The organism is Thalassotalea castellviae, assembly GCF_031846185.1.
GTDB lineage: Bacteria > Pseudomonadota > Gammaproteobacteria > Enterobacterales > Alteromonadaceae > Thalassotalea_H > Thalassotalea_H castellviae.
Window position 1 is genome coordinate 122,573 of the sequence record NZ_JAVRIF010000007.1, and the last position, 15,811, is coordinate 138,383.

Annotated in this window: 12 protein-coding genes; 9 read left to right on the forward strand and 3 right to left on the reverse strand. The window is 38.9% G+C overall.

The features are described 5' to 3' along the window. Positions 1 to 3 precede the first annotated feature (3 nt). Positions 4 to 237, reverse strand: coding sequence for a hypothetical protein (locus RM573_RS13000; protein ID WP_311582748.1), 234 nt, complete (start codon positions 235 to 237; stop codon positions 4 to 6). Positions 238 to 392: 155 nt separating this feature from the next. Between RM573_RS13000 and RM573_RS13005 the strand changes: the two genes are divergently transcribed. After that, on the forward strand, positions 393 to 2,054 hold the full coding sequence (locus RM573_RS13005) for a SufS family cysteine desulfurase (RefSeq protein WP_311582750.1): 1,662 nt from the start codon (positions 393 to 395) through the stop codon (positions 2,052 to 2,054). Between the two features lie 47 nt (positions 2,055 to 2,101). On the opposite strand, the gene tcdA is transcribed toward RM573_RS13005, so the two are convergent. Both tcdA and RM573_RS13015 read right to left on the reverse strand, forming a co-directional pair. After that, positions 2,102 to 2,896: a tRNA cyclic N6-threonylcarbamoyladenosine(37) synthase TcdA gene (gene tcdA / locus RM573_RS13010; protein WP_311582752.1), complete on the reverse strand. Its 795-nt coding sequence runs from the start codon at positions 2,894 to 2,896 to the stop codon at positions 2,102 to 2,104. A gap of 972 nt (positions 2,897 to 3,868) precedes the next feature. Beyond that, a complete protein-coding gene (locus tag RM573_RS13015; RefSeq protein WP_311582755.1) occupies positions 3,869 to 5,155 on the reverse strand; it encodes a citrate synthase in 1,287 nt (428 codons plus the stop codon). A gap of 412 nt (positions 5,156 to 5,567) precedes the next feature. On the opposite strand from RM573_RS13015, the gene sdhC reads away from it, so the two are divergent. The 8 genes from sdhC to sucD all read left to right on the forward strand — a co-directional run bounded on the left by sdhC (position 5,568) and on the right by sucD (position 15,733). Next, the gene (sdhC, locus tag RM573_RS13020) at positions 5,568 to 5,942 is read left to right on the forward strand and encodes a succinate dehydrogenase, cytochrome b556 subunit (RefSeq protein WP_311582758.1); all 375 of its coding nucleotides are present in this window, start codon (positions 5,568 to 5,570) and stop codon (positions 5,940 to 5,942) included. After that, a complete protein-coding gene (gene sdhD, locus RM573_RS13025; protein ID WP_303451769.1) occupies positions 5,936 to 6,283 on the forward strand; it encodes a succinate dehydrogenase, hydrophobic membrane anchor protein in 348 nt (115 codons plus the stop codon). Before sdhC ends, sdhD begins: the two co-directional genes overlap by 7 nt. Then, complete coding sequence (gene sdhA / locus RM573_RS13030) at positions 6,284 to 8,050, forward strand: succinate dehydrogenase flavoprotein subunit (protein WP_311582763.1); 1,767 nt, start codon at positions 6,284 to 6,286, stop codon at positions 8,048 to 8,050. A 22-nt stretch (positions 8,051 to 8,072) separates the two neighbouring features. Then, a complete protein-coding gene (locus RM573_RS13035; protein ID WP_311582766.1) occupies positions 8,073 to 8,783 on the forward strand; it encodes a succinate dehydrogenase iron-sulfur subunit in 711 nt (236 codons plus the stop codon). 148 nt (positions 8,784 to 8,931) lie between these two features. After that, positions 8,932 to 11,736, forward strand: a complete 2,805-nt coding sequence (locus RM573_RS13040; RefSeq protein WP_311582769.1) for a 2-oxoglutarate dehydrogenase E1 component — start codon at positions 8,932 to 8,934, stop codon at positions 11,734 to 11,736. A gap of 30 nt (positions 11,737 to 11,766) precedes the next feature. Next, complete coding sequence (odhB, locus tag RM573_RS13045; protein ID WP_311582772.1) at positions 11,767 to 13,248, forward strand: 2-oxoglutarate dehydrogenase complex dihydrolipoyllysine-residue succinyltransferase; 1,482 nt, start codon at positions 11,767 to 11,769, stop codon at positions 13,246 to 13,248. A gap of 446 nt (positions 13,249 to 13,694) precedes the next feature. After that, a complete protein-coding gene (gene sucC / locus RM573_RS13050; protein ID WP_311582775.1) occupies positions 13,695 to 14,861 on the forward strand; it encodes an ADP-forming succinate--CoA ligase subunit beta in 1,167 nt (388 codons plus the stop codon). Further along, a complete protein-coding gene (sucD, locus tag RM573_RS13055; protein WP_303451779.1) occupies positions 14,861 to 15,733 on the forward strand; it encodes a succinate--CoA ligase subunit alpha in 873 nt (290 codons plus the stop codon). Before sucC ends, sucD begins: the two co-directional genes overlap by 1 nt. Positions 15,734 to 15,811 lie beyond the last annotated feature (78 nt).

The window sequence follows — 15,811 nt, forward strand, 5'->3', positions numbered from 1 at the left end:
AATCTAGCGATTAGTGCTTTCTTCTGCCTCAGTATGAGAGGAGGGTGGAATTGTGGTTTCTTTGTTTTTGATCGCATCTATCATTTGCTGTTGTTTAACAATGATATTTCTTCTTACCTTAGCGGTTGGCCACATGGTGCTGGCATTAAATGAAGATATTTTTTCGTCAATATGATCATTTTTAACTGTTAAGGACGTGGCTTTTTTACTACCGTTAAACCATGAAAATAAGGCCATACATCTCACCTCGTTATTACGTTAGCACTATTATAGACGATCAAATGTGGATACACCCAATATAAATATGGGAATAAAAGGCGTTTTAAACAGATCTCATTGAATTAATTAGGATATAATTGAATATTATTTTTTAATATTTTTTTTTATCTCTTATGAATTCCATTGAGCTAGTAAATTTTAGAGCTAATTTCCCAATACTTTTCGAAAAAGTAAACGAAAAAGCATTGGTATATTTTGATAATGGAGCCACGACCCAGAAACCTGAGATCGTGATAAAGACAGAAAAAGAATATTATCAACAATTCAATGCCAATGTTCATCGAGCCGCTCACCAATTAAGTGCACAAGCAACGAGTGCTTTTGAATCAGCTCGCAATAACGTTCAGCATTTACTTCATGCAAGACATGCCCATGAAATCATTTGGACAAAAGGTACCACTGAAAGCATTAATTTAGTTGCCCAATCTTGGGGCATGAATAACCTTACTTGTGACGATGAGATCGTTTTATCTTATGCCGAACACCATGCCAATATAGTACCTTGGCAAATGGTTGCTGAAAAAACAGGGGCTAAGATAAAGGTTCTCCCGCTTGATAAAACCGGAATAATTGACGTTGATAAAATTACTCGAATTATTACCAAAAACACCAAATTAGTCTGTTGTTCGCATATTTCAAATGTGATTGGCAAAATCAACCCTTTAGAAAAGATCATCGCATGTGCCAAAACGGTTGGTGCTAAAACCTTAATTGATGGCGCGCAAGCTATTGCAAATATTCCTGTGAATGTACAAAAGCTAGATTGCGACTTTTATGTGTTTTCAGCACATAAAATGTATGGCCCCACAGGTGTCGGTGTTTTATACGGCAAAGCCGAAGTATTAAATGCGATGCCTGTTTACCAAACGGGTGGTGAAATGATTAAAAGTGTCAGTTTTACCGGCACTAGTTTCCATGAATTACCGTTTAAGTTTGAAGCGGGAACTCCTAATATTGCAGGAGTTATCGCCTTTTCATCAGCCATTGATTTTATTCATCAATTTGCCTTGAATCAAGCTGATGAACATAAACAAAATTTAAACGATTATTGTTATCAGCAATTATCTTTGATCGAAGAAGTGCAACTTTTAGCCGAAGGAAAACCTGATATTCCCTTGTTTTCATTTATTATTGCCGGTCACCATCAAAAAGACATCGGAAGTTATTTAGATGCCGAGGGGATTGCTGTGCGAGTAGGGCACCACTGTGCTATGCCTCTAATGGAGTTTTTATCTGTACCTGGTTGTATTCGTGTGTCATTAGCGTCTTATAATTCGCTAGCCGAAATTGACTACTTTATTGCGTCGCTAAAACGTTATATAGGCATAACGTCAGATACGGATAATATGATTTGCGTCGATAAATTAAAGACGAAAGAGAATGAAACACAGCTTTTATTAGATAAATTTACGCAAGTGAAAAGTTGGGATGCTAAGCACCGTGAAATTATGTTGTTAGGAAAAACTTTACCTCGAATGTCAAAAGAGTTGCGAACAGATGAAACATTAATTACCGGTTGTGAAAGTGCTGCGTGGTTAACGGTTATTCCGTCATCAACGGGAGTTTTTACGTTTTCTGCTGATAGTGATGCAAAGATTATTCGTGGCTTAATGGTGATCGTTTTAGCGGCATTTAATAATAAATCAGCAGAACAAATTTTAGCTTTTGATATTGACCAATACTTTCAAGAATTAGGGCTTATTCAGCATTTAAGCCCTTCACGTGGCAATGGCTTACTAGCAATTGTGAAAAAAATTAAACAAGCTGTTTCTTAACGCGTGATGATGATTCGCTTGAAATAATTTTATGAACTTTTGATTGTTTAACGAGAGCTAGCACTGTTCTTTTTGATTAATTTACTCAGTGCTTTACTCACCGCAAAAAAAGCAAAACTAGCCGTTACATGTGTTGCTGCACCAAAGCCACCGCTACAATCTAATCGCATCGCGCCTTCTTGTGATTGTTTCGCATGACAAACTTCACCTGATTCATCTGGATACATCAATTGTTCTGAGGAAAATACTGCATCAATGCCAAATTTTCGCTTGGTGTTTCGAGAAAAATTATACTCTCTTCGTAATTGATTTCTTACTTTTGAAAGTAACGGATCTTGATAGGTTTGACTTAAATCTGTAAGTTGAATTTTGCTTGGATCTGTTTGTCCGCCGGCGCCACCTATGGTTATCAAAGGTATTTTATTGCGTTTACAATGAGCAATTAAAGCGGTTTTAATTTTGACGGAGTCAATCGCATCAATAACATAGTCAAACCCTATTGACATTAATTCACGTAAATTCTCAGCCGTAACAAAATCCTCAATCACATGAAGCTGGCATTCCGGGTTAATTTGTTTGATCCGTGCCGCCATAACTTCAACTTTGCTTTCACCCACGGTATTGGTAAGTGCATGAATTTGACGATTTATATTAGTAGTACAAATATCATCAAGATCAATTAAGGTGATTTCTCCCACGCCACTGCGCGCTAATGCTTCAGCAGCCCATGAACCTACGCCACCTATACCAATAACACAAAAATGAGATTGTTGTATTATGTTAGCACCTGTTTGACCGTAAAGACGGGAGATACCGCCAAATCTTAATTGATATTCAGACATAAACACATGTTGGAAGTTTTTGATGGCGCATTATAATACCTGTTTTTCGGTTTATCTATGTTATTAAGCGTACTTTTTAGCACAATTCATGTTAATTCTTAGAAAAGTATGCGGATCTCGTACTGATAAACACGGCATAAACGTATTTTGTTGGCAAAAGCCTTGAGCTATTTAAGTGATATTTGTGAATTTTAAGACGTATTCAATCTAATTTATTACTGGTTGTTACCGATTTATACTGATTGGTAAGTATGCTCTATTGTATTTAGGTAGGTGTTTTGATGGAAAATATTAACCAAAAATGAGTTTTTCTATTACCAATAATGCTAAGCCATAGCAAAGTACTCTATAAAACTTGGTTTTTCATCGATGTTTATAGCTAAATTACCTCGAATAATCACAGATTATTGTTTTATTGTCGCCAATTTGCACAAATAAGTTTAAAACTAAACACGCGTAGTTCTGATAAACGCGATAAAAAAACAAAATTGTTGGCAAATTTGAGGCTTATACGGTTCATGATATTATTTTAACCGTTAATTTATCACTACGAACTTAAGTAAATGAGCTTGAATGACTTAGAGATCTAGTAATAAGTCACATAGAAGCTTGCCAAAGCGCGTAGTTATGGCTAAGTAACAATGTTGCAATAAAGTAGAAAATATTAATAAGTAAATAAGGATTAACGACTTTATCCATAGGTTTAAAATGTGATGTGTAAGGCAAATTTTTAATGTATTACATGTTTATTAACGGGTCACGATTAAGTTAAATTTTACTGCGATGAAGCTTGTTTTTAGATAAAAAATAACCGTTGTATTCTGTATACAAAATGAATAATTATTTGAGTAATTAGTTCAATCGATTGTTTGAAACTGTCTTTTATTAGATTGAATTTTATTGGAATAATACAAAATTAGCGTGTAAAAAAGGCAGCTAAACGCTGCCTTTTAAAAGAAAGATTATTGATTATTATCTGTCTTTAAGTGGTGTAAATTCGCGATTTACTTCACCAACGTAGTTTTGACGAGGACGACCAATCTTCTGACCAGGTTGACCTAACATCTCATCCCAGTGAGAAATCCAACCTACTGTACGAGACATCGCAAAAATTACCGTAAACATATTCGTAGGAATACCAATTGCTTTTAAGATGATGCCTGAGTAGAAGTCTACATTTGGATAAAGTTTCTTCTCAATGAAATAAGGATCTTCAAGGGCTACTTTTTCAAGAGCCATTGCTACGTCTAGTAACGGATCTTCAATACCTAACTCTTGTAATACTTCATGACAAGTTTCACGCATAACCGTTGCGCGAGGATCGAAATTTTTATAAACACGATGACCAAAGCCCATTAAACGGAACGGGTCCGCTTTATCTTTTGCTTTAGCAACGAATTCATCAACACGGTCTAACGAGCCAATTTCTTCAAGCATGGTTAAACAAGCTTCGTTTGCACCACCGTGTGCAGGGCCCCATAGTGATGCGACACCCGCAGCAATACATGCGTATGGGTTTGCACCTGAAGAACCGGCTAAACGTACCGTTGATGTTGATGCATTTTGTTCGTGGTCAGCGTGAAGAGTGAAGATTCTATCCATTGCGCGAGCAACTGTAGGGCTTACCACATATTCTTCAGCTGGTACTGAGAACATCATGTGCAAGAAGTTCTCTGCGTAAGTTAAGTCATTACGCGGATATACGAACGGTTGACCTATGCTGTATTTATACGCCATAGCAGCAATTGTAGGCATTTTAGCAATTAAGCGATGTGCACTACGCATACGCTGATCTGCCGCGTTAATGTCTAAATCACTATGATAAAATGAAGACATAGCGCCCACAACGCCACAAAGCATCGCCATTGGGTGAGCATCAGGTAAGAAACCGTGGAAGAAATGTGCAAGTTTTTCATGAACCATTGTATGGTTAGTGATGATTTTTGAAAACTCGTCATACTGTGATTTGCTTGGCGCTTCGCCATTTAGAAGGATATAACAAACTTCTAAATAGTCCGCTTGTTTTGCTAAGCTGTCGATTGGGTAACCACGATGTTGTAAAACACCTTTACCGCCATCAATAAATGTAATTGCTGATTCACAAGAAGCCGTAGCTAAAAAGCCCGGATCATATGTGAAATAGCCTGCACCACCTAATGTACGAATATCTATTACGTCATTACCCGCTGTACCAGAAAGTATCGGCAACTCGGCAATTACTTTTCCATCAATACTAAGAGAGGCTTTTGAATCAGCCATATGTTTTACCCCTATCAAATTCTATCAAATTCGTTTTCTGAAAAATCTTTTCGTTTTAAAAATGAAAAGTTAATCAGTTTTTATGAATATAAAACTGCGCAGTATTCTACTTCAAGATCCCCCCCTAAAGTCAATTCAATTATTATAAGATTAGACTAAAGTCATAAGTTTATTTGTTATAGGTCAAAAAATAGTCATAAGCCCTTATAAATAACGGTAAATTTGTCGGTTAAGTAAATTGTAATTAAAAATCATCGGCTATATAATCTAGGTGATCTAACATCATTTACTCAAATTTTATGAAAGTTTGAAAATATTGACTAAGATCGTTGGGGGGTTGCTCGTATTAATATTAATTAATTGAGTGACAATAAAAAAAAGTTGAAGGCTCTATGAGCTCTTAGGCACAATCGTGAAAAAACAACGTCCTGTAAACCTAGACCTGACTACAATAAAAATGCATCCAGCAGCAAACGTATCTATTTTGCACCGTATTTCTGGTGTGATTATGGTATTTGCTATTGGTATCTTGTTGTGGACTCTTTCTTTATCTTTATCATCAGCTGAAGGCTTTGCTCAAGTAAAATCATTACTTGATGGCTGGTTCTTTACTTTGATTATCATCGGTATTATCTCAGCGCTCATTTATCATGTTCTTGGCGGTATACGTCATTTGTTGATGGATTTAGGGCATTTTGAGGAACTTGCTTCTGGTAACGCCAGTGCCAAGTTAGTTATTGCCTTATGGTTAGTTTTAACCATCGTTGTAGGAGTTAACTTATGGTAAACAATGCAGCAACAGTAGGCCGTAGTGGCGTACATGACTTTATTCTTATTAGAACGAGTGCAATCATTCTTGCTTTGTACACTTTCTATATTCTAGGTTTCTTTGTAACAACTAACGAAGTTACTTATGATGTTTGGCAAGGCTTTTTCTCAGGCCTTTGTACCAAAGTTTTCACTATATTAGCCCTTTTTTCATTACTTGTGCATGCCTGGATAGGTATTTGGCAAGTCTTGTCTGATTATATAAAACCTGCGTTTTTACGTGGTGCTTTACAATTTATTTTTGCCGTTACATTACTTGGTTATTTAGTAATGGGCCTATTAACAGTGTGGGGTGTGTAAGTGAGCGTTCCAGTTCGTGAATTTGACGCCATCGTAATTGGCGCAGGTGGTGCAGGTATGCGCGCCGCATTAGCAATTTCAGAATCAGGCAAATCTTGTGCTTTGATTTCTAAAGTTTTCCCTACTCGTTCTCATACAGTATCTGCTCAAGGTGGTATTACCGTCGCTTTAGGTAATGCCCATGAAGATCACTGGGAACAACACATGTACGATACCGTAAAAGGTTCTGATTACATTGGTGATCAAGACGCAATCGAGTATATGTGTAAAACGGGTCCTGAATCGATCATTGAATTAGAAAAAATGGGACTACCATTTTCCCGTTTTGAAAACGGTAAGGTGTACCAACGTCCATTTGGTGGTCAATCTAAAAACTTTGGTGGTGAGCAAGCCGCACGTACTGCAGCTGCAGCTGACCGTACTGGTCATGCTTTACTACATTGTTTGTATCAACAAAATGTGAAAAACAAAACTAACGTATATTCAGAATGGTATGCATTAGATTTAGTTAAAAACAGTGATGGTGCGGTAGTAGGTACAACGGCGATTTGTATTGAAACTGGCGAAATTGTTTACTTTAAAGCGCGTGCAACCGTACTTGCTACGGGTGGTGCGGGTCGTATCTTTGCTTCAACAACGAATGCTCACATTAATACCGGTGACGGTGTTGGTATGTCGCTTCGTGCTGGTGTGCAAATGCAAGACATGGAAATGTGGCAATTCCACCCGACAGGTATTGCTGGTGCTGGTGTACTTGTTACTGAAGGTTGTCGTGGTGAAGGCGGTTACTTATTAAATAAAGATGGCGAACGTTTCATGGAACGTTATGCGCCAAACGCGAAAGATCTTGCTGGTCGTGACGTTGTCGCTCGTTCAATGATGACAGAAATCCGCGAAGGTCGTGGTTGTGACGGTCCTTGGGGTCCACACATTAAGCTTAAACTTGATCACTTAGGCCGTGAAACGCTAGAAAAACGTTTACCAGGTGTTTGTGATTTATCTAAAACATTTGCTCATGTTGATCCGGCTGAAGAGCCTATTCCTGTTATTCCAACATGTCATTATCAAATGGGTGGTGTGCCTTGTAATGTTAACGGTCAAGCCATAAATGTTGCAGCTGATGGGTCAGAAACTATTGTAGAAGGTTTATTTGCCGTCGGTGAAATCGCTTGTGTATCTGTGCATGGTGCAAACCGCTTAGGTGGTAATTCACTGCTTGATTTAGTGGTATTTGGTCGCGCAGCTGGTAATTTCTTAGGAACTTACTTAAACGATACTGAGTTTGGCAAAGAAGCTTCAGAGTCAGATTTAGAAGCCTCGCTAGCCCGTACTAATCGTTGGGAATCATCAACAACAGGTGAAGATCCAGTACAGATTCGTAAAGACTTACAGCAATGTATGCAGCTTAACTTCTCGGTATTCCGTGAAGGTGAAGCAATGGCGCAAGGCATGAAAGAATTAACGGAAATTCGTGAACGTCTACAAAATGCTAAATTAGATGACAAGTCTTCTGAATTTAATACGCAGCGTATTGAATGTTTAGAATTAGACAATCTAATGGAAACAGCTTTTTGTTCTGCTAAAGCTGCTAACTTCCGTACTGAGTCTCGTGGAGCGCATGCTCGTCAAGATTTCACAGAACGTGATGATGAAAACTGGTTATGCCACTCTATCTATTCTCCAGATACTGAAGATATGACAAAACGTGGTGTGAATATGGAACCTATTCACCGTGATGCTTTCCCACCGAAAGCACGAGTTTACTAAGGAATTATTGTAGGAATAAATGATGAAACAGATATTTTCAATTTACCGATATAATCCTGATGTAGACGATAAACCTTACATGAAGGAATACGAGTTAGAAATTCCTGAAGGCTCTGATATGATGGTGTTAGATGCGTTAATTTTGTTAAAAGAACAAGATTCAACGTTATCTTTCCGTCGTTCATGCCGCGAAGGGGTTTGTGGTTCTGATGGTTTAAACATGAATGGTAAAAATGGTTTAGCGTGTATTACACCTTTGTCTGAGCTTAAAGCGAAAACAATTGTGTTACGTCCATTACCAGGCTTACCTGTCGTTCGTGATTTAATTATTGATATGACTCAGTTCTATAATCAATATGAAAAAATTAAGCCATACTTAATCAACGATGGAAAAAATGTACCCGCTCGCGAACATTTACAGTCGATTGAAGATCGTGAAAAATTAGACGGCCTTTACGAATGTATTTTATGTGCGTGTTGTTCAACGTCTTGTCCTTCTTTCTGGTGGAACCCTGATAAATTTGTAGGTCCTGCTGGTTTATTACATGCTTATCGTTTTTTAATTGATAGCCGTGATACAGCAACAGAAGAAAGACTTGATGATTTACAAGATGCCTACAGTGTATTTCGCTGTCACGGTATTATGAACTGTGTAGATGTTTGTCCAAAAGGATTAAACCCAACGAAAGCTATCGGCCATATAAAGTCGATGTTACTTTCACGCGCAGTATAAAAACTCTAACAGCAAAGTATATGTTTACTTTGCTGTTTTATAACCGGAATAATTGTCGTTGATTGAATAAATTAGCCGATAGTCTAATTGAAAAGTTTTTGATAATTATTAAACTTTTTGTTGCTTTTATCCCACAAAGGAACAGGCAATGCCAGAAGGTGTAATGAAGGCTTGGATAGAGTCTTCCCATTTAAGTGGCGCTAACGCTACTTATATTGAAGAATTGTACGAATCATATCTAGATAACTCGCAATCTGTGTCTGCAGAATGGCGAGAAGTATTTCAACAGCTTCCAAAAATTGAAGGTGCTGATGTAGAGTATCGCCACTCTGAAATTCGTGATGAATTTAAAGAGCTTGCTAAACAAAACCAAAAAACGGTCGTTGTTTCAGCAGGAGGAGATGCAAAACAAGTTAAAGTCCTACAGTTAATAAATGCTTTTCGTTTTCGCGGCCATCAAAATGCTAACCTTGATCCATTAGGGTTATGGCAACGTGATAAAGTGCGTGACTTGCAATTATCGCATCATGAGTTATCAGAAAATGATTTTGATAAAGAATTCAACGTAGGTTCTTTTGCCGTTGCAGAAGACACCATGAAGTTAGGTGATTTATATAAATCACTTAAAGCAACGTATTGTGGCGCGATTGGTGCAGAGTACATGCATATTACTTCTACTGAAGAAAAACGTTGGTTACAAAATCGTCTTGAATCTGTTCAGTCACAAGCACAATTAACTACGGCTGAAAAAGAAGAAATCTTAAAAGGTTTAATTGCTGCAGACGGTCTTGAAAAATATCTTGGTGCTAAATTTCCAGGAGCCAAACGATTCTCTTTAGAAGGTGGCGATTCACTCATTCCTATGCTGAAAGAGTTAATTACGCGCGCTGGCTCTCATGGTACTAAAGAAGTCGTTATTGGTATGGCCCACCGTGGCCGCCTAAATGTACTGGTTAATGTTATGGGTAAGAATCCATCAAAATTATTTGATGAATTCGGTGGCAAACATGATGAAATTTTATCATCAGGCGATGTGAAATATCACCAAGGTTACTCGTCAGATTTTGTCACACCAGGTGGCAATGTTCACTTAGCGCTAGCATTTAACCCTTCGCATCTTGAAATTGTTAACCCTGTTGTTATTGGCTCTGTTCGAGCACGTCAAGACAGACGTGGTTGTGAGCAAGGTGATATTGTTTTACCAATTACTATCCATGGTGACTCGGCGATTGCGGGTCAAGGTGTGGTACAAGAAACCTTTAACATGTCTCAAGCGCGAGCATTTAAAGTCGGCGGTACTATTCGTGTAGTCGTCAATAACCAAGTTGGTTTTACTACCTCTAATTCAGAAGATACTCGCAGTGGTGAATATTGTACTGAAATTGCCAAAATGGTGTCTGCACCGATTCTTCATGTCAATGGTGATGACCCAGAAGCCGTTATTTTAGCGACACAAATAGCGCTTGATTACCGAAATGAATTTAAACGTGATGTGGTTATTGACTTAGTTTGTTACCGCCGTCACGGACATAACGAAGCTGATGAGCCTAGTGCAACTCAACCGTTAATGTATAAAAAAGTTAAAAAACACCCAACCCCTCGTCAGTTGTATGCGGATAAATTGAACTCTGAAGGTTCGATTAAAACGGATAAGTCTAATGAGTTAACCGCTTATTACCGTAAACTGCTTGATGAAGGTCAGTGTACTGTTGAACAATGGCGACCAATGACAGAGCATTCTGTAGATTGGACTCCTTATATCGGACACAACTGGGATGATGACTACGAGAAAGAGATTTCAGTTGAGAAGCTAAAAGAGCTTGCTGCTAAAATTTCAACTTACCCTGAGTCTCATCAGGTTCATAGTCGGGTTAAGAAAATTTATGACGACCGTGTAAAAATGGCTTCGGGTGAGAAATTACTTGATTGGGGGATGGCTGAGAACTTAGCGTATGCTTCCGTGGTTGATTCAGGTCAACGGGTACGTATTACCGGACAAGACTCTGGACGCGGTACTTTCTTCCATCGTCATGCGGTGTTACATAACCAAGAAGATGCAAGCAAGTATTTACCTTTACAAAACATTCGTGAAGGGCAAGGGCCATTTGATGTTCACGACTCAGTATTATCTGAAGTGTCTGTTATGGCATTTGAATATGGTTATACGACAGCAGAACCTGCTGGCTTAACAATTTGGGAAGCTCAATTTGGTGATTTTGCCAATTGTGCCCAAGTGGTCTTTGATCAGTTTGTTAGTTCAGGGGAGCAAAAGTGGGGGCGTTTATGTGGCTTAACTATGTTGTTACCACATGGCTACGAAGGTCAAGGTCCTGAGCATTCGTCTGCTCGACTAGAACGATTCTTACAATTGTGTGCTGATCACAACATGCAAGTTTGTGTGCCATCAACGCCTGCGCAAGTATTTAATATGTTGCGTCGACAAGTGATTCGTCCAATGCGTCGTCCGCTTGTGGTTATGTCTCCAAAATCATTATTACGTCATCCGTTGGCTGTTTCTTCACTTGAAGAACTTTCAACAGGTGTCTTTCATAATGTTATTGGTGAAGTTGATGAGATTGATCCTAAAAGTGTTGATCGCGTGGTATTTTGTAGTGGTAAAGTTTACTACGAACTGTTAGAGCAACGTCGTAAGAATGAGCAAAATAATATCGCCATCATTCGAATCGAACAGCTATACCCATTCCCAGAAGAAGAGCTGCAAGTTGAATTAGCTAAATATCAACATGTGAAGCAATTTGTCTGGTGTCAGGAAGAACCGCAAAACCAAGGTGCGTGGTATTGTTCACAGCATCATTTTAGAGCGGCAATACCTGAAGGTACTTATTTGACATATGCTGGCCGCAAGGCTTCTGCAGCACCTGCTGTTGGTTATATGTCAGTTCATGTTAAAGAGCAACAAGCGCTAGTCCATGACGCGCTCAATGTTGAATAGACTAGTTTTGTAAGTGAAGGAAAAAATTAAATGACAACCGAAATTAAGGTTCCCGTTTTACCTGAATCAGTTGCTGACGCAACCGTAGCTACTTGGCATGTACAAGTAGGCGATAAAGTATCTCGTGATCAAGTATTAGTGGATATTGAGACAGATAAAGTTGTATTAGAAGTACCGGCTACTTCTGACGGCGTTATTACTGAAATATCACAAGAAGAAGGCGCCACCGTATTAGGTGAGCAAGTGATTGCAATTTTAAGTGAAGGTGAAGCAGAAGCATCTTCATCTGAAAAATCTGAACCAGCCGCGGCAACTGAATCTTCGAGCGCTTCTGAAGGTAAGGTAATCGACATTGTTGTACCTGTTTTACCTGAGTCAGTGGCTGATGCAACGGTAGCTGCATGGCATGTTGCTGAAGGCGATACAGTCTCTGTTGATCAAAACTTAGTGGATATTGAAACAGATAAAGTCGTTTTAGAAGTGGTCGCACAAGATAATGGCGTAATTGGTAAAATTATCCATGCTGAAGGCGACACAGTATTAGGTGACCAAAAAATCGGTGAACTTAACGCAGGTGCAAAAGCAGCGGCTCCTACTCAATCGAAAGAAGAAGCTATTAGCAGCGATGAATTAGCAAGCCCATCAGTACGTCGTTTAATGACAGAAAAAGGCTTATCAGCAAGTGATGTTGTTGGTACTGGCAAAGGTGGACGTATTTCAAAAGAAGACGTTGAAGCTGCAGCTAACAAACCTTCTACACCTGCAAGTAAAGCTCCTGCTGCAAAAGCACCAGTAGCACAAGACTTAGGTGAACGTTCACAAAAACGTGTGCCGATGACTCGTTTACGTAAAACAATAGCGACTCGTTTACTTGAAGCGAAAAATTCTACCGCTATGTTAACCACGTTTAACGAAGTTAACATGAAGCCAATCATGGATTTACGTAAGCAATACAAAGACGTTTTTGAGAAAACACATGATACCCGTTTAGGTTTTATGTCTTTCTACGTTAAAGCGGTAACTGAAGCGTTAAAACGTTACCCAGCAGTGAATGCGTCAATCGATGGTGATGATATTGTTTATCACAACTTTTTTGACGTATCTATTGCAGTTTCAACGCCACGTGGTTTAGTAACTCCTGTACTTCGTGATGCTGACCAACTAAGCATGGCTGGTATCGAAAATGGTATTCGTGATTTGGCGATTAAAGGTCGCGATGGCAAATTAACCATGGACGAAATGCAAGGTGGTAACTTCACTATTACTAACGGTGGTGTTTTTGGTTCTTTAATTTCTACGCCTATCCTAAACTTACCTCAAGCAGGTATTTTAGGAATGCACAAAATCCAAGACCGCCCAATGGCCGTTGATGGAAAAGTTGAAATTTTACCTATGATGTACTTAGCACTATCTTACGATCACCGTTTAATTGATGGTAAAGAGTCTGTAGGTTTCTTAGTGACTATTAAAGAATTACTTGAAGATCCAACACGCTTATTGCTTGATATTTAAGTATTAAAATATAACTTTACTCAAGGTTATATTAATAAAAACCGTACTAATATAGTGCGGTTTTTTTTGTCAATTTTTTATGGTTATCCTTAGGGTATCGACTTTAAGTGTTGAAAATTTTGTCTGTGGTACTCATGATAATGCCGCAAAAATCACTTCAAAGCTGACAACTATTCTTAACGGCATATTCGTCGTAACTGACTATATTTTTGTACAAAATAGTCTTATTTCGATATCTATTTCATCGCTATTTTCAACACTTATAACAAATATTACTAGATTAAATAAAAAAAACCATGAACTAGACTATAGTATTAGCTCTAAAGACTTTGTTCTCTAGAGCTTTTGTACTATAATCGGTCGACTTTTTTCGATGGTGGTCTCTTTGTAAATGAATTTTTGCAAAAGTCTGCCATTTTCATCTACAGATAAATGGATAAAACACCATGAATTTGCATGAGTACCAAGCGAAACAATTATTCGCTGAATATGGTTTACCAGTTTCTGAAGGGTTCGCTTGCGACACTCCTCAAGAAGCTGCTGAAGCTGCTGATAAAATTGGCGGCGATATGTGGGTTGTTAAAACTCAAGTTCACGCTGGTGGCCGCGGTAAGGCTGGCGGTGTTAAGCTAGTAAAAACTAAACAAGAAATTAAAGATTTCGCTCAAAACTGGTTAGGTAAGAACTTAGTAACTTATCAAACAGATGAGAACGGACAACCAGTTTCTAAAATTTTAGTAGAAAGCTGTACAGATATCGCTAACGAATTATACCTAGGTGCTGTTGTAGACCGTGGTACACGTAAAGTTGTATTTATGGCATCTACAGAAGGTGGTGTTGAAATTGAAACTGTTGCTGAAGAAACTCCTGAGTTAATTCACAAAGCTGAAATCGATCCATTAGTGGGTCCTCAAGCATACCAAGCACGTGAATTAGGTTTCAAATTGGGTTTAAACCCAACTCAAATGAAGCAATTTGTTAAGATCTTTATGGGTCTTGCGAACATGTTCAACGATTTTGATTTCGCTTTATTAGAAATCAACCCATTAGTTATTACTGATGAAGGTAACCTTCACTGTTTAGACGGTAAAATTGGTATCGATGGTAACGCTTTATACCGTCAACCTAAAATCCGTACTATGCACGATCCATCTCAAGAAGATGAGCGTGAAGCACATGCTGCACAGTGGGAATTAAACTACGTTGCTTTAGACGGAAACGTTGGTTGTATGGTTAACGGTGCCGGCCTAGCAATGGGTACAATGGATATCGTTAATTTACACGGTGGTAAGCCAGCTAACTTCTTAGATGTTGGTGGCGGAGCAACGAAAGAACGTGTTGCAGAAGCATTCAAAATCATCCTTTCTGACGACAATGTAAAAGCTGTTTTAGTTAACATCTTTGGTGGTATCGTTCGTTGTGACATGATCGCTGAAGGTATTATCGCTGCTGTTAAAGAAGTAGGCGTTGAAGTGCCAGTAGTTGTACGTTTAGAAGGTACTAACGCTGAAGCAGGTCGTGCAGTATTAGCAAGCTCTGATGTAAACATCATCGCTGCTGAATCATTAACTGACGCAGCACAAAAAGTTGTTGCAGCTGCGGAGGGCAAATAATGTCTGTATTAATTAACAAAGATACTAAAGTAATCTGTCAAGGTTTCACGGGTGGTCAAGGTACATTCCACTCAGAGCAAGCACTTGAGTACGGTACGCAAATGGTTGGTGGCGTAAGCCCAGGTAAAGGCGGTCAAACGCATTTAGGCCTGCCAGTATTTAACACAGTACGTGAAGCGGTAGAAGCAACTGGCGCAACAGCGACCGTTATCTACGTTCCAGCTCCGTTCTGTAAAGACGCTATTTTAGAAGCTATCGACGCAGGTATTGAACTTATCGTAACTATCACTGAAGGTATTCCAACTTTAGATATGGTTGACGTTAAAGTAAAACTTGAGCAAACAGGCGTTCGTATGATCGGTCCTAACTGCCCAGGTGTTATCACGCCAGGCGAAACTAAAATTGGTATCATGCCAGGTCACATTCACTTACCAGGTAAAGTTGGTATTGTTTCACGTTCTGGTACGCTTACGTACGAAGCCGTTAAACAAACAACTGACGCTGGTTTCGGCCAATCTACTTGTGTAGGTATTGGTGGTGACCCTATCCCAGGTACTAACTTCATCGACGTTTTAGAAATGTTCCAAAACGATCCACAAACTGAAGCAATCGTCATGATTGGTGAAATTGGTGGTACGGCTGAAGAAGAAGCGGCTGAATACATCAAAGCTAACGTTACTAAGCCCGTTGTATCTTACATTGCTGGTGTTACTGCACCTGCTGGTAAGCGTATGGGTCATGCTGGAGCAATTATCGCTGGTGGTAAAGGTACAGCTGACGAGAAATTTGCTGCTCTTGAAGCTGCAGGTGTTAAAACGGTTCGTTCTTTAGCGGATATCGGTGTAGCACTTAAAGAGAAAACGGGTTGGTAATCAGCTTTTGATTGCAAACTGTTATTCTTAATAAAAACCCGCATTTTCTAATAGAGAATGCGGGTTTTTTTATGTATT

Coding starts and splice junctions, on each gene's coding strand:
- RM573_RS13000 (WP_311582748.1), bottom strand. CDS start 237: ATGGCCTTATTTTCATGGTTTAACGGTAGTAAAAAAGCCACGTCCTTA.
- sucD (WP_303451779.1), top strand. CDS start 14,861: ATGTCTGTATTAATTAACAAAGATACTAAAGTAATCTGTCAAGGTTTC.
- tcdA (WP_311582752.1), bottom strand. CDS start 2,896: ATGTCTGAATATCAATTAAGATTTGGCGGTATCTCCCGTCTTTACGGT.
- sucC (WP_311582775.1), top strand. CDS start 13,695: ATGAATTTGCATGAGTACCAAGCGAAACAATTATTCGCTGAATATGGT.
- odhB (WP_311582772.1), top strand. CDS start 11,767: ATGACAACCGAAATTAAGGTTCCCGTTTTACCTGAATCAGTTGCTGAC.
- sdhD (WP_303451769.1), top strand. CDS start 5,936: ATGGTAAACAATGCAGCAACAGTAGGCCGTAGTGGCGTACATGACTTT.
- RM573_RS13035 (WP_311582766.1), top strand. CDS start 8,073: ATGAAACAGATATTTTCAATTTACCGATATAATCCTGATGTAGACGAT.
- RM573_RS13005 (WP_311582750.1), top strand. CDS start 393: ATGAATTCCATTGAGCTAGTAAATTTTAGAGCTAATTTCCCAATACTT.
- RM573_RS13015 (WP_311582755.1), bottom strand. CDS start 5,155: ATGGCTGATTCAAAAGCCTCTCTTAGTATTGATGGAAAAGTAATTGCC.
- RM573_RS13040 (WP_311582769.1), top strand. CDS start 8,932: ATGCCAGAAGGTGTAATGAAGGCTTGGATAGAGTCTTCCCATTTAAGT.